This is a genomic window from Pseudomonas sp. Irchel s3b5 (assembly GCF_900187435.1).
Classification (GTDB): Bacteria; Pseudomonadota; Gammaproteobacteria; order Pseudomonadales; family Pseudomonadaceae; genus Aquipseudomonas.
In genome coordinates this window covers 225,433-250,803 of record NZ_FYDY01000004.1, presented here as the reverse complement: position 1 = coordinate 250,803, position 25,371 = coordinate 225,433, and the positions used below count along the sequence as shown (strand labels likewise).

The 25,371-nt window shown below is 56.4% G+C and carries 34 protein-coding genes; 10 read left to right on the top strand and 24 right to left on the bottom strand.

Translation table 11 applies throughout. The annotated features are described in order from the left end of the window. Positions 1-53: 53 nt before the first annotated feature. The 8 genes from CKW15_RS06970 to thrS form a co-directional block, all read right to left on the bottom strand. Positions 54-410: a MerR family transcriptional regulator gene (locus tag CKW15_RS06970; protein WP_003179985.1), complete on the bottom strand. Its 357-nt coding sequence runs from the start codon at positions 408-410 to the stop codon at positions 54-56. Further along, positions 391-693 (bottom strand): integration host factor subunit alpha, encoded by a 303-nt coding sequence (gene ihfA / locus CKW15_RS06965; protein WP_002553164.1) that lies wholly within the window; start codon positions 691-693, stop codon positions 391-393. Before ihfA ends, CKW15_RS06970 begins: the two co-directional genes overlap by 20 nt. A gap of 3 nt (positions 694-696) precedes the next feature. Further along, positions 697-3,078, bottom strand: coding sequence for a phenylalanine--tRNA ligase subunit beta (gene pheT, locus CKW15_RS06960; RefSeq protein ID WP_095151920.1), 2,382 nt, complete (start codon positions 3,076-3,078; stop codon positions 697-699). 26 nt (positions 3,079-3,104) lie between these two features. Beyond that, a complete protein-coding gene (gene pheS / locus CKW15_RS06955) occupies positions 3,105-4,121 on the bottom strand; it encodes a phenylalanine--tRNA ligase subunit alpha (RefSeq protein ID WP_007905876.1) in 1,017 nt (338 codons plus the stop codon). 109 nt (positions 4,122-4,230) lie between these two features. Beyond that, the gene (gene rplT, locus CKW15_RS06950) at positions 4,231-4,587 is read right to left on the bottom strand and encodes a 50S ribosomal protein L20 (protein WP_007905879.1); all 357 of its coding nucleotides are present in this window, start codon (positions 4,585-4,587) and stop codon (positions 4,231-4,233) included. A gap of 28 nt (positions 4,588-4,615) precedes the next feature. After that, a complete protein-coding gene (gene rpmI / locus CKW15_RS06945; RefSeq protein ID WP_002553160.1) occupies positions 4,616-4,810 on the bottom strand; it encodes a 50S ribosomal protein L35 in 195 nt (64 codons plus the stop codon). A 60-nt stretch (positions 4,811-4,870) separates the two neighbouring features. Next, positions 4,871-5,422 (bottom strand): translation initiation factor IF-3, encoded by a 552-nt coding sequence (infC, locus tag CKW15_RS06940; protein WP_172435341.1) that lies wholly within the window; start codon positions 5,420-5,422, stop codon positions 4,871-4,873. Next, entirely contained in the window at positions 5,422-7,344 is a 1,923-nt protein-coding gene (gene thrS / locus CKW15_RS06935) for a threonine--tRNA ligase (RefSeq protein WP_095057989.1), read from the bottom strand. Before thrS ends, infC begins: the two co-directional genes overlap by 1 nt. A 374-nt stretch (positions 7,345-7,718) precedes the next feature. Between thrS and CKW15_RS06930 the strand changes: the two genes are divergently transcribed. Together CKW15_RS06930 and CKW15_RS06925 are read left to right on the top strand one after the other, a co-directional pair. Beyond that, positions 7,719-8,021 carry a hypothetical protein gene (locus CKW15_RS06930; protein WP_095057990.1) on the top strand — a complete coding sequence of 101 codons (303 nt, stop codon included), beginning with the start codon at positions 7,719-7,721 and terminating at the stop codon, positions 8,019-8,021. Between the two features lie 292 nt (positions 8,022-8,313). Continuing rightward, the gene (locus tag CKW15_RS06925) at positions 8,314-8,526 is read left to right on the top strand and encodes a cold-shock protein (RefSeq protein WP_003179963.1); all 213 of its coding nucleotides are present in this window, start codon (positions 8,314-8,316) and stop codon (positions 8,524-8,526) included. Between the two features lie 71 nt (positions 8,527-8,597). Here CKW15_RS06925 and CKW15_RS06920 read toward each other — a convergent pair whose 3' ends face one another. Next, positions 8,598-8,918: an I78 family peptidase inhibitor gene (locus CKW15_RS06920; RefSeq protein ID WP_095057991.1), complete on the bottom strand. Its 321-nt coding sequence runs from the start codon at positions 8,916-8,918 to the stop codon at positions 8,598-8,600. A 165-nt stretch (positions 8,919-9,083) separates the two neighbouring features. Beyond that, positions 9,084-9,389: a hypothetical protein gene (locus CKW15_RS06915; protein ID WP_095057992.1), complete on the bottom strand. Its 306-nt coding sequence runs from the start codon at positions 9,387-9,389 to the stop codon at positions 9,084-9,086. Positions 9,390-9,520: 131 nt separating this feature from the next. On the opposite strand from CKW15_RS06915, the gene CKW15_RS06910 reads away from it, so the two are divergent. Beyond that, positions 9,521-9,733 carry a hypothetical protein gene (locus tag CKW15_RS06910; RefSeq protein WP_095057993.1) on the top strand — a complete coding sequence of 71 codons (213 nt, stop codon included), beginning with the start codon at positions 9,521-9,523 and terminating at the stop codon, positions 9,731-9,733. Positions 9,734-9,767: 34 nt separating this feature from the next. Here the strand turns inward: CKW15_RS06910 and CKW15_RS06905 are convergent, their stop codons facing one another. The 7 genes from CKW15_RS06905 to CKW15_RS06875 are packed head-to-tail and all read right to left on the bottom strand — an operon-like array spanning position 9,768 to position 16,734. Further along, entirely contained in the window at positions 9,768-10,796 is a 1,029-nt protein-coding gene (locus CKW15_RS06905) for a nucleoside hydrolase (protein WP_095151919.1), read from the bottom strand. A 36-nt stretch (positions 10,797-10,832) separates the two neighbouring features. Beyond that, a complete protein-coding gene (rbsD, locus tag CKW15_RS06900) occupies positions 10,833-11,237 on the bottom strand; it encodes a D-ribose pyranase (protein ID WP_095057995.1) in 405 nt (134 codons plus the stop codon). Next, on the bottom strand, positions 11,234-12,151 hold the full coding sequence (gene rbsK, locus CKW15_RS06895; RefSeq protein ID WP_095151918.1) for a ribokinase: 918 nt from the start codon (positions 12,149-12,151) through the stop codon (positions 11,234-11,236). The genes rbsD and rbsK overlap by 4 nt, the downstream gene beginning before the upstream one ends. Positions 12,152-12,172: 21 nt before the next feature. Next, positions 12,173-13,192 carry a LacI family DNA-binding transcriptional regulator gene (locus CKW15_RS06890; RefSeq protein ID WP_095151917.1) on the bottom strand — a complete coding sequence of 340 codons (1,020 nt, stop codon included), beginning with the start codon at positions 13,190-13,192 and terminating at the stop codon, positions 12,173-12,175. Positions 13,193-13,195: 3 nt separating this feature from the next. Further along, on the bottom strand, positions 13,196-14,173 hold the full coding sequence (locus CKW15_RS06885; RefSeq protein ID WP_095057998.1) for an ABC transporter permease: 978 nt from the start codon (positions 14,171-14,173) through the stop codon (positions 13,196-13,198). Next, positions 14,170-15,723: a sugar ABC transporter ATP-binding protein gene (locus tag CKW15_RS06880; protein WP_095151916.1), complete on the bottom strand. Its 1,554-nt coding sequence runs from the start codon at positions 15,721-15,723 to the stop codon at positions 14,170-14,172. Before CKW15_RS06880 ends, CKW15_RS06885 begins: the two co-directional genes overlap by 4 nt. Before the next feature lie 54 nt (positions 15,724-15,777). Next, on the bottom strand, positions 15,778-16,734 hold the full coding sequence (locus CKW15_RS06875) for a sugar ABC transporter substrate-binding protein (RefSeq protein ID WP_095151915.1): 957 nt from the start codon (positions 16,732-16,734) through the stop codon (positions 15,778-15,780). 626 nt (positions 16,735-17,360) lie between these two features. Between CKW15_RS06875 and CKW15_RS06870 the strand changes: the two genes are divergently transcribed. From CKW15_RS06870 to CKW15_RS06860, 3 genes are all read left to right on the top strand, one after another. Continuing rightward, positions 17,361-18,449 (top strand): asparaginase, encoded by a 1,089-nt coding sequence (locus CKW15_RS06870; RefSeq protein WP_095058001.1) that lies wholly within the window; start codon positions 17,361-17,363, stop codon positions 18,447-18,449. 180 nt (positions 18,450-18,629) lie between these two features. Continuing rightward, positions 18,630-18,899: a DUF1654 domain-containing protein gene (locus CKW15_RS06865; protein ID WP_095058002.1), complete on the top strand. Its 270-nt coding sequence runs from the start codon at positions 18,630-18,632 to the stop codon at positions 18,897-18,899. A 4-nt stretch (positions 18,900-18,903) separates the two neighbouring features. Next, positions 18,904-19,593: an endonuclease gene (locus CKW15_RS06860; RefSeq protein WP_095151914.1), complete on the top strand. Its 690-nt coding sequence runs from the start codon at positions 18,904-18,906 to the stop codon at positions 19,591-19,593. Positions 19,594-19,674: 81 nt separating this feature from the next. On the opposite strand, the gene CKW15_RS06855 is transcribed toward CKW15_RS06860, so the two are convergent. Continuing rightward, positions 19,675-20,040 (bottom strand): penicillin-binding protein activator LpoB, encoded by a 366-nt coding sequence (locus tag CKW15_RS06855; RefSeq protein WP_095058004.1) that lies wholly within the window; start codon positions 20,038-20,040, stop codon positions 19,675-19,677. 250 nt (positions 20,041-20,290) lie between these two features. Here CKW15_RS06855 and csrA point away from each other — a divergent pair, with 250 nt between their 5' ends. Beyond that, positions 20,291-20,482: a carbon storage regulator CsrA gene (gene csrA, locus CKW15_RS06850; RefSeq protein ID WP_053161267.1), complete on the top strand. Its 192-nt coding sequence runs from the start codon at positions 20,291-20,293 to the stop codon at positions 20,480-20,482. Positions 20,483-20,648: 166 nt separating this feature from the next. On the opposite strand, the gene CKW15_RS06845 is transcribed toward csrA, so the two are convergent. Together CKW15_RS06845 and CKW15_RS06840 are read right to left on the bottom strand one after the other, a co-directional pair. Continuing rightward, positions 20,649-21,104 carry a DUF2214 family protein gene (locus CKW15_RS06845; RefSeq protein WP_095151913.1) on the bottom strand — a complete coding sequence of 152 codons (456 nt, stop codon included), beginning with the start codon at positions 21,102-21,104 and terminating at the stop codon, positions 20,649-20,651. Between the two features lie 153 nt (positions 21,105-21,257). After that, positions 21,258-21,440 carry a hypothetical protein gene (locus CKW15_RS06840; RefSeq protein ID WP_095151912.1) on the bottom strand — a complete coding sequence of 61 codons (183 nt, stop codon included), beginning with the start codon at positions 21,438-21,440 and terminating at the stop codon, positions 21,258-21,260. A gap of 54 nt (positions 21,441-21,494) precedes the next feature. On the opposite strand from CKW15_RS06840, the gene CKW15_RS27970 reads away from it, so the two are divergent. From CKW15_RS27970 to CKW15_RS06820, 3 genes are all read left to right on the top strand, one after another. Further along, positions 21,495-21,728, top strand: coding sequence for a hypothetical protein (locus tag CKW15_RS27970; protein WP_143498383.1), 234 nt, complete (start codon positions 21,495-21,497; stop codon positions 21,726-21,728). 359 nt (positions 21,729-22,087) lie between these two features. Beyond that, positions 22,088-22,294 (top strand): hypothetical protein, encoded by a 207-nt coding sequence (locus CKW15_RS06830; RefSeq protein ID WP_095151910.1) that lies wholly within the window; start codon positions 22,088-22,090, stop codon positions 22,292-22,294. Between the two features lie 605 nt (positions 22,295-22,899). After that, entirely contained in the window at positions 22,900-23,109 is a 210-nt protein-coding gene (locus CKW15_RS06820; protein ID WP_095151909.1) for a hypothetical protein, read from the top strand. A 53-nt stretch (positions 23,110-23,162) separates the two neighbouring features. Here CKW15_RS06820 and CKW15_RS06815 read toward each other — a convergent pair whose 3' ends face one another. The 4 genes from CKW15_RS06815 to CKW15_RS06800 all read right to left on the bottom strand — a co-directional run bounded on the left by CKW15_RS06815 (position 23,163) and on the right by CKW15_RS06800 (position 25,258). Continuing rightward, on the bottom strand, positions 23,163-23,528 hold the full coding sequence (locus CKW15_RS06815) for a hypothetical protein (protein ID WP_095151908.1): 366 nt from the start codon (positions 23,526-23,528) through the stop codon (positions 23,163-23,165). 247 nt (positions 23,529-23,775) lie between these two features. Beyond that, positions 23,776-24,291, bottom strand: a complete 516-nt coding sequence (locus tag CKW15_RS06810) for a DUF2514 family protein (protein ID WP_095151907.1) — start codon at positions 24,289-24,291, stop codon at positions 23,776-23,778. Continuing rightward, a complete protein-coding gene (locus tag CKW15_RS06805) occupies positions 24,288-24,713 on the bottom strand; it encodes a cell wall hydrolase (protein WP_095151906.1) in 426 nt (141 codons plus the stop codon). The genes CKW15_RS06810 and CKW15_RS06805 overlap by 4 nt, the downstream gene beginning before the upstream one ends. Beyond that, the gene (locus CKW15_RS06800) at positions 24,713-25,258 is read right to left on the bottom strand and encodes an HNH endonuclease (protein ID WP_143498380.1); all 546 of its coding nucleotides are present in this window, start codon (positions 25,256-25,258) and stop codon (positions 24,713-24,715) included. Before CKW15_RS06800 ends, CKW15_RS06805 begins: the two co-directional genes overlap by 1 nt. Positions 25,259-25,371: the final 113 nt, after the last annotated feature.

The following is a 25,371-nucleotide window of genomic DNA, read 5'->3' as shown; positions in this document are numbered from 1 at the left end:
CTCAAGAATATATCGCAAGCTTTTGAAAACTGGAAGTATTTAAAAGCAGGAAATTATTTCTTGAGAACCACCAGAACATCTTCCAACTCAGCGATCATCTGGCGAATCATTTGCTTGTATTGCGTGGTGTCGTCTTTGGCTTCATCGCCGGACAAACGCAAGCGTGCGCCGCCGATGGTGAACCCTTGATCGTAAAGAAGCGCGCGGATCTGCCGGATCATCAGCACATCCTGGCGCTGATAATACCGACGATTGCCGCGGCGTTTGACGGGGTTGAGTTGAGGAAACTCCTGCTCCCAATAGCGCAGCACATGCGGTTTGACCGCACAAAGCTCGCTGACTTCACCAATGGTGAAGTAGCGTTTGCCTGGGATGACGGGTAGCTCGTCGTTATGACTTGGTTCCAGCATAAGCCTCAACTCGGGCCTTCAACTTCTGCCCTGGACGAAAGGTGACCACACGGCGAGCCGTGATCGGGATTTCTTCTCCCGTTTTCGGATTGCGGCCAGGCCGCTGGCGTTTGTCCCGAAGGTCGAAATTGCCGAAACCGGACAATTTGACTTGTTCGTTGTCTTCAAGAGCGTGCCTGATTTCCTCGAAAAACAGCTCAACCAATTCCTTGGCTTCCCGTTTGTTCAGGCCCAACTCTTCATACAGACGTTCCGCCATCTCAGCTTTCGTCAAAGCCCCCATACGTCACTTCCTTAACGTGGCGTCCAACCTTTTTTCGAGCGAGGTGAGGATGTTTTGCGTCGTGGTATTCACCTCATCGTCATTAAGAGTGCGCGATGGATGCTGCCAGGTCAAGCCAACTGCAAGGCTTTTTCTATCAGGATCAATGCCTTTACCCTGATACACGTCAAATAGCCTTAGGTCTGTCAGCCATTCGCCTGCATTTTCACGGATTACGTCCAATACAGCCGAGGCTGCGACGTCTTTGTGCGCGATCAGTGCCAAGTCACGACGAACTTCAGGAAAGCGCGATAACTCGTGGAATTTCGGCATTTTGCCCGAGGCCACTTCCGCCAGAACCATCTCGAAAACAAACACTGGACGATCCAGACCCAGGGTTTTCGACAACTCAGGGTGAATTGCGCCGATGAAGCCAACCAGACGCCCGTCACGTTCGATGCGCGCGGTTTGACCCGGATGCAACGCTGGGTGTTTACCAGGCACGAAAGTGAATGCACCCAGCGCACCGGCGAAGCCCAGCACCGCTTCCACGTCAGCCTTGACGTCGAAGAAGTCGACGACATCGCGACCTTGCGCCCAGCCTTCCGGCAGGCGGCTGCCGCAAACGACACCGGCCAGCATCGGCTCTTGCTTCAAGCCCTCGAGCTGACCGACGAAGCGCAGTCCGCTCTCGAACAGACGAACGCGATCCTGCTGACGGTTCAGGTTGTGCTGAAGCGCCTTGACCAGACCAGGCCACAGCGACGAACGCATGGCAGCCATATCGTTGGAAATCGGGTTAGCCAACAACAGCGGTTCAACACCCGGGTTAAACAGCTCGAACTGTTTCGGATCGATGAAGCTGTAGGTGATCGCTTCCTGATAACCACGAGCAACCAGCAGACGACGCAGTTCCGGCAAGTCGCTACGGGCTTCCGCCTTGGCTTGCGGCGCCAGACGCGCTTGCGGATAACGAACCGGCAAGCGGTTGTAACCATAAAGACGCGCCAACTCTTCGATCAGGTCGACTTCCAGGCTGATATCGAAGCGATGGCTTGGCACTTCTACGCGCCACTGCCCTGCCCCATCAGCGGTAATGGTCAGGCCCAAAGCGCTGAGCAGACGCTCAACTTCAGCCGAGTCCATTTCCATGCCCAGCATCTGGGTGATGCGTTGAGCCCGCAGGGTAATCGGGGCGATCGACGGCAGGTGCTGCTCACTCACAGTTTCGATGATCGGGCCGGCTTCGCCACCGGTGATTTCCAGCAGCAGGCCAGTGGCGCGCTCCATGGCTTCACGGGCGAGCTGCCAGTCCACGCCACGCTCGTAGCGGTGCGATGCATCGGTGTGCAGGCCATAGGAACGGGCCTTGCCAGCGACGGCGATCTGATCGAAGAACGCGCTTTCCAGGAAGATATCGCGAGTGGTCGCGGTGTTGACGCCGCTATGCTCGCCCCCCATGACGCCGGCAATTGCCAGTGCGCGGGTGTGGTCGGCGATCACCAGCGTATCGCTACGCAGGCTAACTTCCTGACCGTCAAGCAGTACCAGCTTCTCGCCTTCTTCAGCCATGCGCACACGAATGCCGCCATTGATTTCGGCCAGATCGAAAGCGTGCAGCGGTTGACCCAACTCCAGCATCACGTAGTTGGTGATATCGACGGCGGCGTCGATGCTGCGCACGTCAGCACGGCGCAGACGCTCGACCATCCACAGCGGTGTAGGCTTTGACAGGTCGACGTTACGGATCACACGACCCAGGTAACGCGGGCAGGCCGCCGGCGCCAGCACTTCAACCGATCGCACTTCGTCATGGACCGCTGGAACGCTTGCAACCACCGGACGAGTGACTTGAGCGGCATACAGCGCGCCAACTTCACGGGCCAGACCCGCCAGAGACAGGCAGTCACCGCGGTTCGGGGTCAGGTCGACCTCGATGCTGGCGTCTTCCAGGTTCAGGTATTCACGAATGTCCTGACCCACCGGCGCATCTGCCGGCAGCTCCATCAGACCATCGTTACCCTCGCCCACTTGCAGCTCGGCTTGCGAGCACAGCATGCCGTTGGACTCAACGCCCCGCAGCTTGGCTTTCTTGATCTTGAAGTCGCCCGGCAATTCGGCACCGATGGTAGCGAACGGGATCTTCAGGCCCGGGCGCACGTTGGGTGCACCGCATACAACCTGGAAGGTCTCCGAACCGTTGCTGACCTGGCAAACGCGCAGCTTGTCGGCGTCCGGGTGCTGTTCGGTGCTAAGCACCTCGCCCACGATCACGCCACTGAAAACACCGGCGGCCGGCGTTACGCTATCGACCTCAAGACCGGCCATCGACAGACGAGCAACCAGCTCGTCGCGACTTACCTGCGGGCTAACCCAGCCACGCAACCATTGTTCACTGAATTTCATCCTGCTCTCCTAAGAATTCGTTACGACTAGCGAAATTGCGCGAGGAACCGCAAGTCGTTGTCGAAGAACAGACGCAAGTCGTTCACGCCGTAACGCAGCATGGCCAGACGCTCAACACCCATGCCGAAGGCAAAGCCCGAAAACTCTTCCGGGTCAATCCCGGACATACGCAGCACGTTCGGGTGAACCATGCCGCAGCCCATGACTTCCAGCCAACCGGTCTGTTTGCAGACACGACAGCCTTTACCGCTGCACATCACGCATTCCATGTCGACTTCAGCGGATGGCTCAGTGAACGGGAAGTACGAAGGGCGGAAACGCACGGCCAACTCTTTTTCGAAGAACACCCGCAGAAATTCTTCGATGGTGCCTTTGAGGTCGGCGAAATTGATGTCGCGATCGACCAACAGGCCTTCGACCTGGTGGAACATCGGCGAGTGGGTGATATCCGAGTCGCTACGGTACACACGGCCTGGGCAGACGATGCGGATCGGCGGCTGTTTTGACTCCATGGTGCGGACCTGTACCGGCGAGGTATGGGTGCGCAGCAACATGTTGGCATTGAAATAGAAGGTATCGTGCATCGACCGGGCCGGGTGGTGGCCTGGGATGTTGAGCGCTTCGAAGTTGTGGTAATCGTCTTCGACCTCAGGGCCTTCGGCGATGCCGTAGCCGATATGGGTGAAGAATTGTTCAATACGTTCCAGAGTACGAGTAACCGGGTGCAGACCACCGGAGGTCTGACCACGGCCAGGCAGGGTTACGTCAATGGACTCCGCAGACAGTTTGGCAGCCAGGTCGGCTTCCTCAAACAGTGCCTTGCGTGCATTGAGAACCTCTGTGACACGCTCCTTGGCAACGTTGATCAGCGCGCCGACTTGCGGACGCTCTTCTGCCGGCAAATTCCCCAGGGTCTTCATCACCTGAGTCAATTCACCCTTCTTGCCAAGGTAGTGAACCCGGATTTGCTCCAGGGCATTGATATCTTCAGCGCTTTGCACAGCCTCTAGTGCTTGAGAGACGAGCGCATCCAGGTTTTCCATGTACAGACTCCAGATACAAAATAGGGGAAGAGCTTGAAGGCTCTTCCCCTATTTATGACGTTTAACACCTGACCCCACAGATGCGAGGCCGGGTGACTGTCGGGGGTACTTAAGCCAAGGTGGCTTTAGCTTTCTCGACAATCGCAGCAAACGCCGCTTTTTCGTTCACTGCCAGATCAGCCAGAACCTTACGGTCGATCTCGATGGACGCTTTTTTCAGGCCGGCGATGAAACGGCTGTAGGACAGACCGTTGATACGAGCACCAGCGTTGATACGAGCGATCCACAGAGCGCGGAACTGACGTTTTTTCTGACGACGGTCACGGTAGGCGTATTGGCCTGCCTTGATTACCGCTTGCTTGGCAACACGGAATACGCGGGAGCGTGCGCCGTAGTAGCCTTTAGCAAGTTTCAGAATTTTTTTGTGACGCTTACGGGCAATGACGCCACGCTTTACACGAGCCATGAGTTACTTCCTCTATTCTTGACTAAAATTAACGAAGGCGCAGCATGCGCTCGACTTTTGCCACGTCAGACGGATGCAGCAAGCTGCTACCGCGCAGTTGACGCTTACGCTTGGTCGACATTTTGGTCAGGATGTGGCTCTTGAAAGCGTGCTTGTGCTTGATACCGTTAGCAGTTTTCAGAAACCGCTTAGCAGCACCACTTTTGGTCTTCATTTTTGGCATGTTCGGATACTCCGCATTCAGTTGATAAACATAATCAGAAGGCCTGCCGTGCCCTGTTGATTACTTCTTCTTTTTCGGGGCGATGACCATAATCAGTTGGCGTCCTTCCATCTTAGGATGCTGTTCGACCGAACCGTACTCGAGCAAGTCACCTTCAACTCGCTTGAGGAGTTCCATCCCCAGCTCCTGGTGGGCCATCTCACGGCCGCGGAATCGCAAGGATACCTTGGCCCTGTCCCCATCACTCAGGAAACGTACCAGGTTGCGCAGTTTTACCTGGTAATCCCCTTCCTCCGTCCCTGGACGAAACTTGATTTCTTTAACCTGAATCTGCTTCTGGTTTTTCTTGGCCGCAGCAATCTGCTTCTTCTTTTCGAAGATCGATTTGCCGTAGTCCATCAGTTTGCAAACAGGGGGTACTGCATCGGCGGAAATTTCCACCAGATCCAGCTTGGCCTCTTCAGCCTTAAGAAGCGCGTCTTCAATTGACACAATCCCAAGCTGTTCACCTTCAGCCCCAATTAACCGAACCTCGCGTGCCGAGATATTCTCGTTGATCGGGGCTTTCGGTGCAGCTCGTTTATCTTGTCTCATTTCACGCTTAATAATAATTACTCCGAATCTGGGCGACCACGCCGGGAAACCGCTTGCGCGAGAAACTCAGCGAACTGGGCGACGGGCATCGAGCCCAGGTCAGCACCTTCACGAGTACGCACAGCGACAGTCTGCATCTCGACTTCCCGATCTCCGATAACCAAGAGATAAGGAACCTTGAGCAAAGTATGCTCGCGGATTTTAAAGCCGATCTTTTCATTTCTCAAGTCAGACTTGGCACGAAATCCGCTTTCGTTGAGAGTTTTTTCAACTTCGGCGGCAAAATCTGCCTGCTTATCAGTGATGTTCATGATCACTGCCTGGGTCGGAGCCAGCCACGCGGGGAATGCCCCTTCGTAGTGCTCGATCAGGATTCCGACGAAACGTTCGAAGGAGCCCAGGATCGCCCGGTGCAACATTACCGGGTGCTTGCGACTGTTGTCTTCGGAGACGTATTCGGCTCCCAGACGGACAGGCAGGTTAAAATCGAGCTGCAGAGTACCACACTGCCAGACACGGCCAAGGCAATCTTTCAGCGAGAACTCGATTTTCGGACCGTAGAATGCACCTTCACCTGGCTGCAGATCGTACGGCAGGCCCGCACTATCAAGGGCTGCGGCCAATGCAGCTTCGGCGCGATCCCACAGCTCGTCGGAACCGACGCGTTTTTCCGGACGAGTGGACAGCTTCATCTCGACATCTTTAAAGCCGAAATCGGCGTAGACGTCCATGGTCAGCTTGATAAACGCAGCGGATTCAGCCTGCATCTGCTCTTCAGTGCAGAAGATGTGAGCATCATCCTGAGTGAATGCACGGACGCGCATGATGCCGTGCAATGCACCCGACGGCTCGTTACGGTGGCAAGCGCCGAATTCGGCCAGACGCATCGGCAACTCGCGGTAGCTTTTCAGACCTTGATTGAACACCTGCACGTGGCAAGGGCAGTTCATTGGCTTGATGGCGTAGTCGCGGTTTTCCGACTGGGTGGTGAACATGTTGTCGGCGTAGTTGGCCCAGTGCCCGGATTTCTCCCACAGGCTGCGGTCAACGACCTGAGGTGTCTTGATCTCAAGGTAACCGTTGTCGCGCTGAACCTTGCGCATGTACTGCTCAAGTACCTGGTACAGAGTCCAGCCATTCGGGTGCCAGAACACCATGCCCGGCGACTCTTCCTGGGTGTGGAACAGGCCCAGGCGCTTGCCGATCTTGCGGTGATCGCGCTTTTCAGCTTCTTCGATACGCTGAATGTACGCAGCCAGTTGTTTCTTGTCGGCCCATGCGGTGCCGTAAACGCGCTGCAATTGCTCGTTCTTGGCATCGCCACGCCAGTAGGCGCCGGACAACTTGGTCAACTTGAAGGATTTCAGGAAGCGGGTGTTCGGCACGTGCGGACCGCGGCACATGTCGACGTATTCTTCGTGATAATACAGGCCCATAGCCTGCTCGTTCGGCATGTCTTCGACCAGGCGCAACTTGTAGTCTTCGCCACGGGCCTTGAACACTTCAATCACTTCGGCACGCGGAGTGACTTTTTTGATCACGTCGTAATCTTTCTCGATCAGCTGCTGCATGCGCTGTTCGATAGCAGCCAGGTCGTCCGGAGTGAAAGGACGCTCAAAGGCGATGTCGTAATAGAAGCCTTCATCAATGACCGGACCAATAACCATCTTGGCCGTCGGATACAGTTGTTTGACTGCGTGACCGACCAGGTGGGCGCAAGAGTGGCGGATGATCTCCAACCCCTCTTCATCCTTGGGCGTGATGATTTGCAGCGTGGCGTCGCTGTTGATGATGTCGCTGGCATCGACCAGTTTGCCATCGACCTTGCCTGCTACAGTGGCCTTGGCCAGGCCGGCACCAATGGATGCGGCGACCTCGGCTACGGAAACCGGATGATCGAATGAACGTTGACTGCCGTCGGGAAGAGTAATAGTTGGCATGGCGCCTCCTCTCCTAGTGGTGACCCCTACCAAAGGTCACGTGGGTTGGGATGAGCCAGTACAAGATCCGATCCAGGCCATTCAATGACGAACGCCTGCCTTACAGCGGCAGGAGCCTTGCGGCCAACCGGAAACCGAACCAGAGTGACTGGGGTTCAAATCAGGGTTAATCGTGCTTTAGCCGCTGCCGGGACTGAAGGTCAACCGGAGCCTGCAAACGCCCGAGCGACGCATGCTAGCACAGATGAACGGTTGCCACGGCGTGCAGGTTTTGTAGCTGGGTAAAATGGCTGTTTTTATGCCAGAGTGCTGAACTTGAAGTGCACTATCGCTCTCAGATAACAAGACATTTGACCCACAAGGAGTATCTCAGCATGCGTCTGAATCGTTTATTCGCAGTCGTCGCCCCCGTCATTCTCCTGCTGCCACTGGCCGCCCATGCAGAATGGCCGAAAGGCGAACGGGAGAAATACATGGCTCAGTGTGTTCCTGCCGCTGCCGAGAAGATTGGTACACCCGCAGCGAAATCCCACTGCGCCTGCGGTGCCGATGCGATCAAGTCGTACCCTGCCGCCGATATTCAGTCCCTGATGAACAACACGGCCAGCGACACTTTGAAGCAGCAGGCACTGAGCAAAATTGCAGCCTGCAAGGCCACCAACAAAGAGCAAAAATAAGCTCGCCCTCGCGCTTTCAACCCCTGAAATACTGTTAAAAAGCTGCTGAAACAGGCCCTTTCGTACAATTTATTCAGGTTTTTCAGCTTTTTTTATCGCCTTAACTTTCGACTGAAAGCCTTATAGAACGGGGCTTTCAGCCGCCAAAGGACACAAAGAAAACACGACTGGTTGGCAAACAGTGCGTCCGGGGGGCTCCCAAAGCGAACATTTCGACTATGATACTCGGGTGTGCCCAGTTGGCCTGAGCAGCACAGTACTACTGAAAATATATGTTTCTTGGAGATACACCATGTCTAATCGCCAAACCGGCACCGTTAAATGGTTCAACGATGAAAAAGGCTTCGGCTTCATCACTCCTCAAGGTGGCGGTGACGACCTGTTCGTACACTTCAAAGCTATCGAAAGCGACGGTTTCAAAAGCCTGAAAGAAGGCCAGACTGTTTCCTTCGTGGCTGAGAAAGGCCAAAAGGGTATGCAAGCTGCTCAAGTTCGCCCAGAGTAATTTCCAGGCGCACTAAAAAAACCCCGTCCATGTGACGGGGTTTTTTATGGATGAAACAAAAGCGTGAGTGGTCAGCCGCAGTTGACGCGGGTGACGACCCGATTGGCATCGGTGTTCAGATTCAGTCGATCGGAACGGTATTCCAGCGTCACCATATCGGTTGGCAAGAGGAACCGTGCATTTTGTGCCCCGGCGCGAGTACGCGCCTGCTCCAAAAGTTCTGGCGATGCCTTTTTGCCAATGGTGAATTCGGCAGCCTTTGCCTCACAACGGCTGTGACCCGTGTCAGTTGTCGTAGCAGTGCCTGCTGTCGACTCCGTGGAGGTAGTGTTGCAACCGGCCAGTGTGGCAGCGGCCAACAAAGCACCCAATGACGCGAGCTTCCAAGGCATGAAGCCTCCTTATTCAATGATTAAGCTGAGATCGTGCGACAACCAGGCTGGCGTTTGGTTTCACAAGGAGCACTGACACCGCGCCCCTGATCCGGACGAGCCGCGATTCTGCCTGAGTGCCGCCCTCCCCTTAACCATTCAATCGTGACTGAATATGAACGACGGTCAATAAACGTCAATGTAGTCGTACGCAGGATTTGGCCAGTTATCTTTCAACGCATTGAAGATTTGCATGACCCAGACTTCATCGCTAGCTGCAACCAGCCCGACGTAGCCTGAACCCTTGGCCCACGTTTCGAGACGAAACAACAACCCGTCGATATCGGTGCCGCCCACGACACCCGAGGAAATATAGGCAACCCCTCCCTTGGTGACCCGCAATTGGGTATGTTCATCGTCACTGGCACCTGCCAGCATCTGACGCACAGCGTCAAGGGTCAGGCCATCTGGGGAGTTCAAATCGATCTGCACGGCACGTTCCTTGAATTTTCGTCAAAGACCAAGTGTCGCATAGCGCTCCAATCATGCCTAAGTCGGAGTGCCAAACGCCCCGCAAAATGCTTAACTCGACGCTCAATCCCCCAGACTTCACGAGCGCCATCATGACCACTGTAAGCATCGACGCCGACATCAAGGCCAAGTGGCAGGACGGCCACAGCTCATACAGCCCCGGCAGCACCGAAGAGCTGGCCATTATCGGTATCGATCTGTTGGTCAGGGACCTGGGAGCCGACGCCGCCCAATCGTTTATCGAACAGGTTTTCGAAAAGCATCTGGCAGACCAACGGGCCGCAACGGATATCGGGCGGGGGTAAACCCCGCAGGGCCAGCACCTGCGGGCGCTAAAACCTATTTCAATCGCGCCAGGCGCTCGCTCAACAGATCGAAGAAGCCTTGAGCGTCTCCGCTTTCAACCCAGAAAGCGTTCTTCGGCGCCTTGAGTCCGTCATACCAGTCAACGATGGTTTGACCGAACGTCGGCCCCTCGCGACTATCGATCACCACATTGACCGAGCGACCGCTGAACAACTCGGGCTTGAGCAGGTAGGCGACGACCGTGGCATCGTGCACCGGACCACCCGGAATGCCGTAATGCTCCATATCACCCTTGACGTATTCATTGAGAATGTCGCTCACGAGCTTGCTGGCCTTATTGTTCAGGACGGCTATTTGCTGCAGTCGCGATTCGCTGGTGAGAATCTTGTGGGTCACGTCCAGCGGCAGGTAGGTCAGTTTCACGCCACTTTTGAGTACCACTTCGGCAGCCTGCGGGTCGGCGAACAGGTTGAACTCCGCCACGGGCGTGATATTGCCACCATTGAAGTGTGCACCACCCATGATCACCACTTCCTTGATGCCTTGGACGATTTCAGGTTCCTGGATCAACGCCAGGGCCAGGTTGGTCTGCGGGCCCAGCATGGCAATGGTGATGCTATGGGGTTTGGCCGCCTTCAGGGTCTCGATCAGATAAGCCACCGCGCCGCCTGCGGCCAAGCCCTTTTTCGGCTCATGCACGGTGACACCCGACAGACCTTCCTTGCCATGGATGTCCTCGGCGTAGATCGGTGTGCGCATCAGCGGTTTCGGCGCGCCCGCATAAACAGGCACCTCCTCCCGCCCTGCCCACTCCCGGGCGAGCCGTGCATTGCGCGAGGTTTTATCCAGACGAACATTGCCTGCAACAGTGGTCAACGCACGAACATTCAGTTCATCCGGCGAAGCCAGCGCAAACAGCAAGGCGACCACGTCATCGGCCCCCGGATCGGTGTCGATGATCAGGTCGATTTTTTCCGCCGACTGGGCGTTTGTTGCAGCAATAACGGACAAAAGCAGCAGACTCCGGAACAAATGGTGCAGTTTCTTAGCATAGCGGTACATGGCGCACTCCTTGTGCATTGGAAAATCAAAAACGATTCAGAACGTTACTCCGGCAATCAGAGCAATATTGCAGTACGGCTGACATTCACCGGTCCGAACAATCGCCCTCGCCTGGCGACTGAGGGCTTTGAACTGCTCATGACTGAGCCACTCCCGCTGTCCCAGCGCCCCTTCAGCGCTCAGCTCATCAAGCACAGCCAGCGCTGACGGTTTTTTCTCGAGAATCTCCTGCGCCAGCACATGCCTTTCGACCTGCATTTCGCTGAGCACAACCTTCAAGGTGCTGACAAAATCCGGAATACCCTGGGTCAAGGCCAGGTCGATCAGCTCCACACCCGGCGGCACCGGCAAACCGGCGTCAGCGATTATCACGATGTCGCCATGCCCCAATGACGCGATCAGCCGCGACAGCGCAACGTTCAATAGCGGTGTCTTTTTCATGAGGTTTTGAACACCGTGACTTCGGACAGGGTGGGAATCGAGGGTTGTGCACCAGCACGGGTGACCGACAGCGCTGCGGCGACCTGTCCGAAGCGAATCGCTTCGGCTTCGCCTTTGCCAGCCGCCAACGCTGCAGCAAAGCCGCCGACAAACGTATCCCCAGCCGCCGTTGTATCAACCGCTTTCACGACAGGTGCCAGGAAGTGTTCGAAACCATCACCACTCGCGAACAATGATCCTTGGGCACCAAGCGTGATGATCACCTTGCCAGCTCCCATTGCTATCAGTCTGGTCGCGGCGGCTTCAGCGCTTTGCAGAGAATCCACCGGCAAACCACTCAAGGCCGACGCTTCGCTTTCGTTGGGAATCAGGTAATCGATCGAGGCATACCAATCAGCCGGCAGCGGCTGACTGGCCGGCGCCGGGTTCAGGATCACGGTTTTGCCCAACTCACGACCGCGCTTGAGCGCGTGGCCGACCGTGGCGTCCGGCACTTCAAGCTGACAAATGATCACATCGGCAGCTTGCAGTACGGCATCAAAACAACCGATCAACGCGGGTGTCAGCGCACCATTGGCGCCAGCGACAATAACGATCGCGTTCTGGCTGTTATCGTCGACCACGATCAACGCCACGCCACTGGAGCCATCAACCGTGCTGACCGCCTGACAATCGATCTGTTCAGCCAGCAAGGCTCCACGCAGCGCTTCGCCGTAGGCATCACTCCCCACGCAACCGACCATCGAGACTTGTGCTCCCAATCGTGCCGCGGCCACGGCCTGGTTTGCGCCCTTTCCACCGGAAACCGTGGCAAACGATTCGCCGATCAAGGTTTCACCGCCACGCGGCAGACGTGGCGCCCGGGTGACCAGGTCCATATTCAGGCTGCCTATTACCACTACGTTTGCTGACATACAGTACTCATTCATTCAGTTTCAGCGGTATTCGTCGAATACGCCGGGCAACGGAGCTGTCGATTCGCGCACAACAATGCTCGGCGTCACGATCCGTTGCTCCGTGGCCAGATCCGGCGTGGCGATCCGCCGCAAAAGCACTTCTGCGGCCATCTCGCCCAGCTGCAGGATCGACTGTCCCACAGTGGTCAACGCCGGATAGACGTAGCGACTCATCTGAATATCGTCAAAGCCAATCACTGACAGCTGCGTCGGCACACGGATGTTGCGCTCGGCGGCGGCTCGTAACACGCCGATACCGATCATGTCGTTGCCCGCAAAAATGGCGCTGGGCGGGTTCTGGGCCAACAGGATTGCCGCGGCGTTGTAACCGCCGGTGCTGGTGAAGTCGCTTTCCAGCATGCGTTCGCGGGGCACTTCCACGCCTGCGTCTTTAAGGGCCCGGCAAAAACCGGACAGACGCATTTGCGCCACACTGGTGGTTGCCGGGCCGCTGATCGTTGCGATATCTCGATGCCCCAACTCCAGCAAGTGCCGGGTCGCCAGATAAGCACCATATTCATGATCGATTCGCACCAGATCGGCATCGACGCCTTCCAAGCCTCGGTCGACGATCACCATCGGCGTGCGCACACCCGCCAAACCTTGCGCCAGGCTAATGTCTCCACCGGCCGAGGCGACGATCAGGCCGTCGATGCGTTTTTCCAGCAATACGCGCAGGTAGCTGCGCTGCTTTTGCGGATTGTCGTCAGAGTTGCAGAGGATCACGCAGTAACCATTGCGCTCACAGTAATCCTCGATGCCCCGCGCCAGTTCGGCGAAATACGGGTTGAGACTGTTGGGCACCAGCAAACCAATGGTCGCCGTAGTTTTGGCCTTGAGTGAGCGGGCCACGGCACTGGGTACGTAGTCGAGGGTCTTGATCGCCTCTTCGACCTTGATCCGTACGTCCTTGCTGACTGGCCGGGTGTTGTTCACCACATGGGAAACCGTGGTGTAGGAAATTCCCGCGAGCGCAGCCACATCTTTGATCGTTGCCATGACTCAGGACCGCCGGCTTGCGCGCTGACTGCGATAAGTATCGAGCACCACCGCCACTACGATTACCGCACCGGTGATGATGCGCTTGGTCGGTTCAGTGGCGCCAATCTGCGCCAGGCCGGCCGCCAATACGGAAATGATCAATACACCAAAGAATGTGCTGATGACCGAGCCGCGTCCACCCATCAGGCTGGTCCCGCCGATCACGACCGCTGCGATCACTTGCAGCTCCAGACCGGAACCGGCATTGGGGTCCGCCGCCTCCAGGCGCGAAATCTGGAACAGTGCAGCAACACCGGCCAACAGCCCCATGAGGCTGAACACCAGAATCTTGTAGGGCTTGGGATTGATCCCAGCCAGACGCACCGCCTCTTCGTTGGTACCGATGCCAATGAGATAACGACCGAACACGGTACGGGTCAACACCGCCTGGGCGATGAATATGATCAGCAAAGCGATGATGAACGACGGGGAAATGCCGAAGGCGATCGGGTTGGATAACCAGGCAAACGCGTCGCCGATGTAGGCCGTGCGCGAACCGGTCATTTGATACGCCACACCCCGGGCCATCTCCAGCACACCGAGGGACACAATGAACGACGGAATGCGCCACGCCACAGTGATCGAACCGGTGACGGTCCCGGCCAACGCCGCCGCGGCCATGCCGAGCAACGCTGCGGGCAGGACGCTCCAGCCCCAGCCGAGAATGGCCACGCTGACCGTCGAAGCCGCGAGCGCCAGCACTGACCCTACCGACAGATCGATACCGCCGATGATCAGCACGAAGGTCATGCCGACCGCCAGGACCATCAAGTCGGGAATCTGATTGGCCAACGTGCTGAACGTGTCGTAGGAGAGGAAATGACTGCTCAGGGTCGAGAACAGCACCACCATCGCCAGCAAGGCCCCGGCCAGCCCCATGTAGGTGCCGAGGCCGTAGAAGTTGCCGCTGCGGTTGCCGGCGGAAGAAGCGGTTTTCATGGAAGATCCCTAGGCGCAGCTTCGTTGAGCAGCGCATCGTGTTTTTGGTAGCCGGCGAATGCAGCGGCAAGCAAATCATCCTGAGTCCAGCTGTCGCGTTCGAACGTCTCGATCAGACGCCCCGCCGACAACACACCGATCCGGTCACAAATCAGCATCAACTCACGCAGGTCACTGGACACCACCACCAGCGCCTTACCCTGGCGGGTCAGTTCACCCAGCAGGTTGTAAATGTCGAACTTGGCGCCGACATCAATGCCCCGCGTCGGCTCATCGAACAGCAGCACCGAACAATCACGTTCCAGCCAACGGCCAATCACCACTTTCTGCTGATTGCCGCCAGACAACTCGGACACCAATTGCCCCGGACCGGAACTTCGGATGCGCATGGCATCGATCTGGCGCTGAGCCAGCGCATGTTCATCGTTGTTGTCGACGATGCCGCCACTGGAGATAACCGGCATGTTGCCCAATGCGATGTTGGCGCTGATCGATTGGGTCAAGAGCAAGCCCTCGCCCTTGCGATCTTCAGTGATCAACGCGATACCGTGACCAACTGCATCGACCGGTGAGCGAATGCTGACAACCTGCGCAGGCGAGCCCAGTGCCACCGTGCCGCTGTCTGCCAGATCCGCCCCGAAAATCAGGCGCAGCAACTCGGTGCGCCCTGCTCCGATCAACCCTGAAATGCCGAAAATCTCACCGGTGCGAACTTCGAAAGACACGTCGCGAACCTTGTCGGAACGGCTCAGTCCCTTGACCGTCAAGGCTGGAGCGCCGATTTCGCGCGCGCCCATATCGATGTGTTCGCCGAGCTCACGACCGACCATCAACGTGACCAGTTGTTCGCTGTTGTAGTTGGCCATCGGCTCGACGCGAACCAGATGGCCATCGCGCAGCACTGCGATGCGTTGAGCAACGCGGGCGAGCTCTTCGAGGCGGTGGGAGATATAGATGATGGACACGCCGCGCACCTGCAGCCGAGTGATCTGCTCGAACAGCATCTCGACCTCGCGCGTCGTAAGCATCGCGGTCGGCTCATCGAGAATCAGCACATGGCAATCGCCGATCAGGTTGCGGGCGATCTCGACCATTTGCTGATGACCGATACCCAACTCGCCGACCAACGTGTCGGGGTCGATCGAGTCAAGCCCTACCTGGGCCATGGCTACGATGGCTGCCTTGCGCAGTTGCTTGCGGCTGATCCACCCACCAATGCCGGGCAGGTTGTCGAGAAACAGGTTTTCCGCCACCGACAAGGTCGGCAACAAATTGAGCTCCTGCATGACCATGCGGATGCCCATGCCTTCCGCCTGTGCCCTGCTGCCCGGACGGTAGTCCTGCCCAAGAAACTGCATCTGGCCGGTCGTCGGCGTAGCCAAACCGCCAATGATCTTCGACAGCGTGCTTTTGCCGGCACCATTCTCACCGGTCAGCGCCAGTACTTCACCGCGCCTGAGCGTCAGGTCGATCCCGGTCAGGACCGGTTGCGCGTAAGTCTTGCCGATGCCACTGACCGTGAGGACAACGTCCGGAGTGGAAACTGACATAAAACTCTCCACGCGCCCGCCCGGAAGGACGAGCGCTTTTGTGTCGTCAGAGGATTACTGGGTAACCAGCTCTACAGGCGTCTCAATCACGCCGTTGGTGCCGCTGCCGACCTTCTCGCCCTTGAGAATCTTGAGCGCAGTCTCGATGCCGAATACTGCTTGCCTGGCCGCGAACTGGTCAGCGGTGGCGAGCACTCGACCATCCTTGAGCATGGGTTTGATGGCATTGATGTTGTCGTAGCCCACCACTTGTACTTTGCCGGTCTTGCCCGCCGCACGCACGGCAGAAACCGCCCCCACCGCCATGCTGTCGTTACCGGCCAGCAGGGCCTTGGTTTGCGGGTATTCGCTGAGAATCGACGCGGCGACCTTGTTGCCCTTATCGATCTCCCAGTCACCAGACTGCAAGGACACCACTTTGATCTGCGCCGCCTCCATCGCATCCTTGAAACCGGCAGTGCGCTGCTGGGCGTTGGTGGTGGTGGACACGCCTTCAATGATGCCGACCTCATCACCTGCCTTCAGTTGCTTGGCCAGGTAGTCACCCACCAGACGTGCGCCCTTGCGGTTGTCCGGACCCACGAATGGCACGCTGATGTTTTTGCTTTTGACGACGGCCGGATCCAGTTGGTTGTCGATGTTGATCACGGTGATCCCGGCATCGATGGCTTTCTTGATCACTGGAACCATGGCTTTGGAGTCCGCCGGCGCAATGACCAGCGCATTGACCTTGGCCAGGATCATCTGCTCGACGATACGTGTCTGGCCCGCGGTATCAGTCTCGTCCTTGATACCGTTGGAGATCAGGTCGAATTCGCCGGAATGGTCTTTCTGATAGGCCTTTGCGCCATCTTCCATGGTCAGGAAGAATTCGTTGGCCAGGGATTTCATGACCAGCGCGACTTTGGGTTTTTCAGGTGTTTCGGCGAAAGCCGAAGAGACAGGCAGAGAAGCGGATGCGGCAACCAGCATAGCGACAGCAAGAAGGCGTCCAGCGAATGGCAGCTTCATGGGTTCACTCCGATCTTATGATTATTGTGAGCAACGCTTGCACTGGCGTCAGCAACACGGCTTCGACAAGAGCCGTCGCCGGAGTCGCGCAAACGTTTGCGTGAACCGAACTATGCGAATCTTGCCGAAACTTGTCAACGACCGAAAAAACGTACTCAACGCAGAATGGGGAACACGGCATTCACTTCATACCGTCGTGTTAACGACCGATCCGGTGCTGGAACCCTTGGCCAGCTCCTTGATCAGACTGACGCTCACCTGAAGGATGGTGCCGCTGGTATCGGCTATCTGCCCTTGAATGGTGATATGTGAACACCTTGAAAAAGTCCTTTGAAACAACATCGGCCAGTGCGGGGATTTCTTTAGCGCCCAAGCGCTGTTTCTGTTTCGGTGAGCCGAACGGAGAAGCCAAAAATATTCGGAAACCCGGACAGCCGCAGGCGACACCACCCAAACATAAAGCAACAAATATTGTTTAAAATCATCATGTTATGTGATTTATTTAAACGCTCCGTGTAACTGGTACATATCCTGCTCTTCTCCTGCACCCCGAGCGCTCAGATGCGCTTGGGTCGAATCTAGATGAACTTGCATCAGCACCGTCTCACAACTAGAAGAGAAGAATAATGACACTTGCACTCAAGACCTTTGTTCCGGGCGCTTTGGCCCTTCTGCTGCTCCTGCCTACCGCCCTTCAGGCAAAAGAAGCCGAAACCCAACAGAAACTGGCGAACGTGGTGATCCTCGCTACCGGCGGCACCATTGCCGGCGCTGGCGCCAGCGCCGCCAACAGCGCTACGTATCAAGCGGCGAAAGTCGGCATCGATAAATTGATCGCCGGCGTACCGGAACTGAGCCAAGTGGCCAACGTTCGCGGCGAACAGGTCATGCAAATCGCCTCTGAGAGCATCACCAACGAAAACCTTCTGCAGTTGGGTCGCCGCGTGGCGGAGCTGGCCGACAGCGACGACGTCGATGGCATCGTCATTACCCATGGCACCGACACCCTGGAAGAAACCGCGTACTTCCTGAACCTGGTGGAAAAAACCGACAAACCGATCATCGTAGTCGGCTCCATGCGCCCGGGCACTGCAATGTCCGCCGACGGCATGCTGAACCTGTACAACGCCGTGGCCGTCGCCAGCAGCAAAGAAGCTCGCGGCAAAGGCGTCCTGGTCACCATGAACGACGAAATTCAGTCGGGTCGTGATGTGAGCAAAATGATCAACATCAAGACCGAAGCGTTTAAAAGCGCCTGGGGTCCTCTCGGCATGGTGGTTGAAGGCAAATCGTACTGGTTCCGTCTTCCAGCCAAGCGCCACACCATGGACTCGGAATTCGACATCAAAACCATCAAGAGCCTGCCGGATGTTGAAATCGCCTACTCCTATGGCAACGTAAGCGACACCGCCTACAAAGCCCTGGCTCAATCGGGCGCCAAAGCCATCATCCACGCTGGCACCGGCAATGGTTCGGTCTCTTCACGTGTCGTTCCGTCCCTGCAAGCCCTGCGTAAAGATGGCGTGCAAATCATCCGTTCTTCCCACGTCAACGCCGGTGGCTTCGTGCTGCGCAACGCCGAACAGCCGGACGACAAGTACGACTGGGTTGTGGCTCATGACCTGAACCCGCAGAAGGCACGCATCCTGGCGATGGTCGCACTGACCAAAACCAACGACAGCAAAGAGCTGCAACGGATGTTCTGGGAATACTGATTCACTTCGCCCGATCGGTTCCGATCGGGCGCCTCCAGCACCACTCGCCAGCTTCGGCGAGTGGCTTGCTCAAGTCTGACAAAAAATCTGCAGTTGTCTTACACCAAACGGGACAAACCGCTGTCAGAGGATTTTCTTGAATTTTAAGCAGTTGCGAAAAGGCCTACAGTTAAATACTGTATGCACGTACAGCTTAATAAGGATAATCCTGTGGACACTACCTCTGCCTCCCCCGACACCTATGTACGCATGGGCGTTCGCGTTCAGAAAATCATCAACTCCCCCACTGCACAAAAAGCCAAAGCAGCGCTGATCTTCCGCCTTCCGGACGAGCCCGTGGATGAATGGGAGCGTTTGCTCGAAGAAATCGATGAGAACGACAACGTCACCCTCGCCTATCGCGACGATGGTGGCGTGCAGATTTTCTGGGTTGTGCCGAAGGAAGATTGAGTCAATGAGCGTCCGTTGTTTAGCTTTGCTGTTTTTGTTTTTCGCCGTGGGGGCTCAAGCCGATGCCCCGCGCACTTTCAACGAAGCGAAGAAAGTCGCCTGGAAACTTTATGCCCCGCAATCCACCGAGTTCTACTGTGGCTGCAAGTACACCGGCAATCGGGTGAATCTTGAGGCCTGCGGGTATGTACCACGCAAAAACGCCAAACGTGCCTCCCGCATTGAGTGGGAGCACATTGTTCCAGCCTGGCAAATCGGTCATCAGCGCCAATGCTGGCAAGAGGGTGGGCGCAAGAACTGCTCAAGTCACGATCCGGCTTATCAGAGAGCCGAGGCCGATCTGCATAACCTGGTGCCCAGCATCGGAGAGGTGAATGGAGATCGCAGCAACTTCAGTTTTGGCTGGTTGCCGGAGCAGCCGGGTCAATACGGCTCATGCCTGACCCAGGTTGATTTCAAGGCCAAGAAAGTCATGCCCCGGCCTTCCATTCGCGGGATGATCGCCCGGACTTATTTCTACATGAGCAAGCAGTATGGTTTGCGCTTGTCGAAGCAGGATCGGCAACTCTATGAGGCCTGGAACAAGACATACCCTGTCCAGGCATGGGAGCGCCAGCGCAATCAGAGCGTGGCGTGCGTCATGGGCCGCGGCAACGAGTTTGTCGGGGCAGTCGACCTGAAAGCCTGCGGCTGAATCTGAAACGACACCGAATATACAAAGGCCTCGAGGTTTGCACCCCGAGGCCTTTTTTCGATGCCCGCAACAAACTGATTGTTACTGAGCGGCAGGACGCTCAAGCAGCAGTACTTCAATGTTCTGTTTTTTCGCCCGGGTCAGTGCTGCGCGGACTTCGTCCTGCTTGGCCTCGGCTTCGGCTTTCGAGGTGAACGGCCCCAGCAGAATTCGGGTTTTGCCGTTTTCCTTGACCACGCTGGACATGAAACTGTGCTCGATCAGCCAGCCACTGAGATCGCTGACCGCCTGAGGTGTTTCCCCTCGCACTTCAAGATCCCACTGTGGCCCCGACACCTGCGCCGGCGTGGCCGCCACGGCTGGCTGCGGCTTTTGCGCATCGACACTTTTGCCTTCACCGCATCCCGCCAGCGCCAATACAACGAACATCCCGACCATTTTGCGCACAGCGCTTCCCTCAAAATGCTTAAAGCGGTGATTTTAACACCCATGAATCCTTCGCGAGTGCCACAAAATGGGCACAAAACAGCGAGAATGATGGTTGCGGCCTCTGTATAGTTACGCCTTGGGAATTAATGCTGCATCTGCACGTCAGAAAGAGGCACCCAAATTGTGAGACTTCGCACTAATCTATACATACCACCGACCTCTGCACTGTCCGAATCAGGTGCCCCATAAAGCAATCAAGGAGAAGACCATGCTGATACTCACCCGCAAAGTCGGTGAAAGCATAAACATCGGTGATGACATTACGATCACCATCCTGGGCGTAAGCGGCCAGCAAGTAAGAATCGGCATCAACGCCCCGAAAGACGTTGCGGTTCACCGCGAAGAAATTTATCAACGCATTCAGGCCGGCCTCACCGCCCCGGAAAAGCCACAGCCCTGAATCCTGTTGCAGTCAGTAGCCAGCCCGTTCATTCCGGAATCACGGCTGGCTAAAGATTCAAGCGCTGTACCCGCCTTGCACCTCCCTACAAGCACGTTGCACGCCTGATACTACCGGCAAGCGCCGGCCCTGACTGTCAGACGTTTCCTGTTTACCCCAAGCAGACCTAACCGAGCATCACGCCACGCGCCATCCCGGTAGCGGCCACCACCATCAGCAGCACCAATAGCGCTTCGATATGACTGATCCGTGCGAACAGTCCCACACGATTGGTATCGATAGCCACTCCTCGCGCCAAAGCCATCCGCCACTTGATCAGCGTCACCATTGGCGCAATCTCCAGCAGCAAGATCAGAACGAAAAGCGTCATTTTGAGGTGGAACAGCGGCTGATGCAGATAATAGTCCGTGCCTTTCTCATACCCGCCAAACGCTCGCACCCCGCCACTGATCAGCAACGTGATTGCGCAAACACCCCACACATTGTCCGCAATCAGAACACTGCGCGCCTCGCCCGTGCCGTCGCCCAGACGCCGAAGCGCCACGCCACGCGCCAGCACCGCCCACAATCCCAGGGCAACCGCCAGAAGATGAACCGCCGCAAGAAACCAGTGAGTCAGCATCGGAAAACTCCTTTCAGGACGAAGTTGAATCAGCCAGTCAGTAGTAGTCCATGAACGGGCAGCTTGCATGTCTACAGACTCTGCGTACTCATTGAGCGCAGGAATCGGCTCAGCCCCAGACGCAAAAAGCCCAGCGCGAAGGCTGGGCTCTGGTTATTTTCGGTTTTCCATCATTTTGTCAGCGAGGGCTTTTGCTCTCTCGATCAACAGGTTCTGCCTGTCTTCGTGAGTGGCCCCACCGACAACCGGGGCCGTCAGATTGCTCTCGGCAATCAATGCAGCGCAGAAGTATTGATCCCAAACAGCCCTGTCTCTGTTCATTTGATCGTCGTTCATGTGCGGCTCCTTTTGATGAGGTAGCACCGCCAGTTTACGCCCGAAAGGATGCGCATGAGCGCAACTGGCCCGAACTCATCCACGTCTTTTAAACAGCCTGACAAACGAATTTTGCGGGAGGATCGCCTTCAATATCGCCAGTCCGCCAGCCGTTATTACGGCGCCGAGACCGAACGCGACCAATCGCTGATGCCATTCAAGCCCCATCTCAAAAGCTGCCGTGAGCGCCATGACACCCAAGCTGAACAAAGCGATTATCAAAAATGTCGCGAGCATCCACACCTTTAAGTACAGAGCCCGCCAATACCACTGGGCTCGTTTAGCGTCGGAGTTTTTCTGAAGGGGTCGGGAGTTTTCGTTTGGCACTTCCATGGCCTCTTAGAGCGCTGTTTCAACAAAGAGGCCACGATGCATTGGCCCCAACATCCAAGCAGTTTAAACGATGGCTATTTGGTATGTCCGAAAAGCGCTCTGCCACTCGCCATTCGTCGCTTCTAATGACTCGATGTCACATTCCTGACACGCAGTGGCTTAAGGATTGCACAGGACGCTCGTAGCAGCCAGGAACGACATAATTCTGACGCAGCAACCTCTAATCAACGCTTAAAAACTCCAGCAAGCGCTGGGCAGTCACCAGGAGATGTAACGTGTCAACGCTCAATGAAATCGCCATGAACCACGCGAGATTGGCCAAGCAAAAGGCTGAAGAGATGACCGATTTGAGCGACCGACGTGTGCACATCGTGGTGAGCTTCGAAGTAGCACCACTTGGTGCGCAACAGGACGTTCCATTGCACTTGATCGCGAGCGTGCAGGACAGTCACAACGTCCATACAGTCGGTTACGCGCCCTGACCGGTTGCCGAAGCTGCGATCACTTGCTGACTGGACTCTGCCGCACGTGATCGCCTACCTCCGCATATATAGGCACCTGGAGACGGGTGCCGATCTGGCTTTTAGGTGAGTCGCTTTTCGAATCGACAACAAAAAAGGGCCCACCTTTCGGTGAGCCCTTCTAGACCGCCCAGCAGAGCGGATTTTGTTTGGTAGGCGCGATTGGACTCGAACCAACGACCCCCACCATGTCAAGGTGACCCCGAAACCAACGCAAGCAATTGATTCATAAGAAAAAATAAGTGTTTTAGATAGGGTGCAAAAAAGAGATTTCACTCTATAAGAATCAATAACTTAGCGTTGTATATTCCTACAGTAGTGCCCTTCCAGCGGCGTCCTGCCGAACGAACACAATTAACCAATCGCAGTAGTGAATCACAGATTTAACGCTGGTATTCTCGCCGCCACGTTCGCCAGACATTAAGGGATGCTGGCGAAAATAGAAGCCCCGGAGCCGCGAACCTTTGGGGCTTTGCTTTTTCTGAACCTTCCTACCCGACATCCCCCGACCACACACCACCTCAACCCTCGAGTGCTACGCTGAAATCTCCACGGAGGATTTCGCGATGCCAAACTCTGATCTGCTCCCTTCCCTGCTTTACAAGCTCAACGAAAATCAACTCGCTTTGGAAGCCGCCATCATGGAGCTTTCGAACTGGGTCGAGCAGCACGGATCGGCCGACGTCGCCGACAACGTGCGCGGCGCCTTGGAAGCCATCGACAAGAATGAAGAGTTCATCAAAATGACGCTCGCAGTGATGATGGCACCGGAGTGAAAACAATTGATTGCTACGCTAAGGTCTTTAACCCCCCCATGCTGTGGACTCTGTTAATCAAGATATTTGACTACGGCAAACTTTGAGCTGGCACGGTCGCCATGTCGATTTGACTCACCATTCCAGATCACTGCATCACCGCCGGCCTCCTTGGCTTTTTGAGCAACAGCCCCCTTCAAGCCGTTCATGGTGATCGGATTGGATACGCGGACATCGTTAATAACGCCAAGCATCTTGAATTTTCGAGGCGGCTCACCGTTTGTCCAAAAATCGATGCCATCGATGGTCTCCTTTGCACCACCCTGCCCTTCAAATGTTCCATTTTTTGCTTCATATGGCTGAAAGTTTGTATCCGCATAAAGGGCGCATCCAGAGAGCAATGCTGTGGCGAGTATCGCTGTGGGGAATAGCTTTATCATAAGAAGGCCTTTAGGCAGGTAGCTTCAGAGTTCTCCATCCCATTATGGCCAATAAGCGCCAACGAAGCCGGAATCAAGAAGGACGCGACATTTAATTATGACGTCAACACGGGGATGCACGGGGGATCAGCCCTTGAAATCAAGGGCCAATTCCCGAAGTTTCCCCGCCCTACTCCCTCCTTCCCCGAAAAATTGGCCCAAGAATTGGCCCAGCCATCTACGGCGTTCTGCCGACTGAACACAATCCCTACTTCGAAAGCCCGTCATACGCCTGCTCGCAAGTCAGCCCCCGAGCTCTGGCTTGGTCAGCAATTGCAGCCAGCTCTCCCGCTCGCTGGTCAGCGCGCTTGAACACGTCGGCAAGCACGGCGGCGGCACGGGCAGCTGCCTTGCTTGCGGAGGCAGCGCAGGTATTGCCGCTGGCTTCACTACCTGCGAGTCGACGGGCAAGATTGTCTGCGGCGAGCTGCACGCCGTCAGCAGCAGCGCGAGCGGCAGCAGCATCAGCCATTGCTTGATCGATGATCTGTTGGCCATCTTGAATTGCCTTATTGATGGATTGTTGACGAGCCTGTTCTTTGGCGCGTTCGGCGGACACGCTGGCAGCCAGAGCCTTGGCGTCTAAGGTGTTGCGGTCGTTCCATCTACCAAGCCACTCGGCATCCTTCACCGACAGACCGTGGTGGTAGGAACCAAACAATGCGCCGACCGCCAGCACAAGCGCCGCAAAATAAGGAAGGCAACGCAACCACAACGGCTTCATGGCACATCCTTGAAGAATACGTGGTGACCGAGCCTCAATGTCTCCTTGGCGCCTTTCACCCACGTCGGTGGCTTCGGCATGGTGGTCGCGTAGTAATGCGTGGCGCCACCGGTTGGGTCCGGCACCTTGCCATCGATCACCTGGTCAGCAGCGATACGGCATTGCGCCAGCTCACGGAATGGGATCTGCTTCACGCCGATCAGGGACTGGTAGTTCGGGTCGTTCTTGTTCCAGCAGCTGAACTGGTACGGCTTCTGGCACACACCGACATAGCCCTCCCCCCACCACGATTTGGTCTTGCCGTCGTTTACGCGGTTGCGGATCGTCCAGGCCACGGCAATCTGGCCGGCAACTCCTTCGCCGCGAGCCTCGCCGTAAAGCGTGCGCGCCAAAACGTCGCGATCTTTTTCAGTCACGCTCATCAGATATGACTCCAAGACTTTCTATTAACGATTTTCGAAACGGTCTGAAAGGCGATTCCGAACTCTTCACCGATTGCGGAAAGTGTTACGCCGGCTGCGCGTCTTGCGCGAATAAGCAGCACTGCTCCGTCATTCAATTTTGCGCCGCCGTTGCGCGAGCCGGTCGGCCGTGTACCGTGGGCGATCTTGTCGTCCTCGTTCTCGATCCGGGTTTTCCATGAGAGGTTGCTGTGATGGTTGTTGCTCGGCCTCCCATCGCCGTGTGCAACTTCCATACCCGGGCCGGCCGGCGCCCCAAGGAACGCCATCGCAACAAGCCGATGTGCTTCGAAGTGCTGGTGCTCGCCATTGATCGTCAGCTTGAAGCGCGGGTACCCGGCCTTGTGCCAACAGAAAGAAAGTATCTTGCCTTGATAGGTTCGGCGGCCCGGAGTGCGCCGCCGGACGTGCCCATACTCGCTGACTTCATAATCATTGGAGGCATGGCATCGACGCCACTCCAGCGCATCAAGGTTCACGCCGGCGGGCACCGGCAGAATTCTCACAGGGCACCCCAAAGCGTTTGGGCGAGGATGTCGCGGTCCTTATCGGATTCGGTCATCACTTTCTCCAGGCAAAAAAATACCCGCTCAATGGCGGGTGTGGGTGTTCGTCGAAA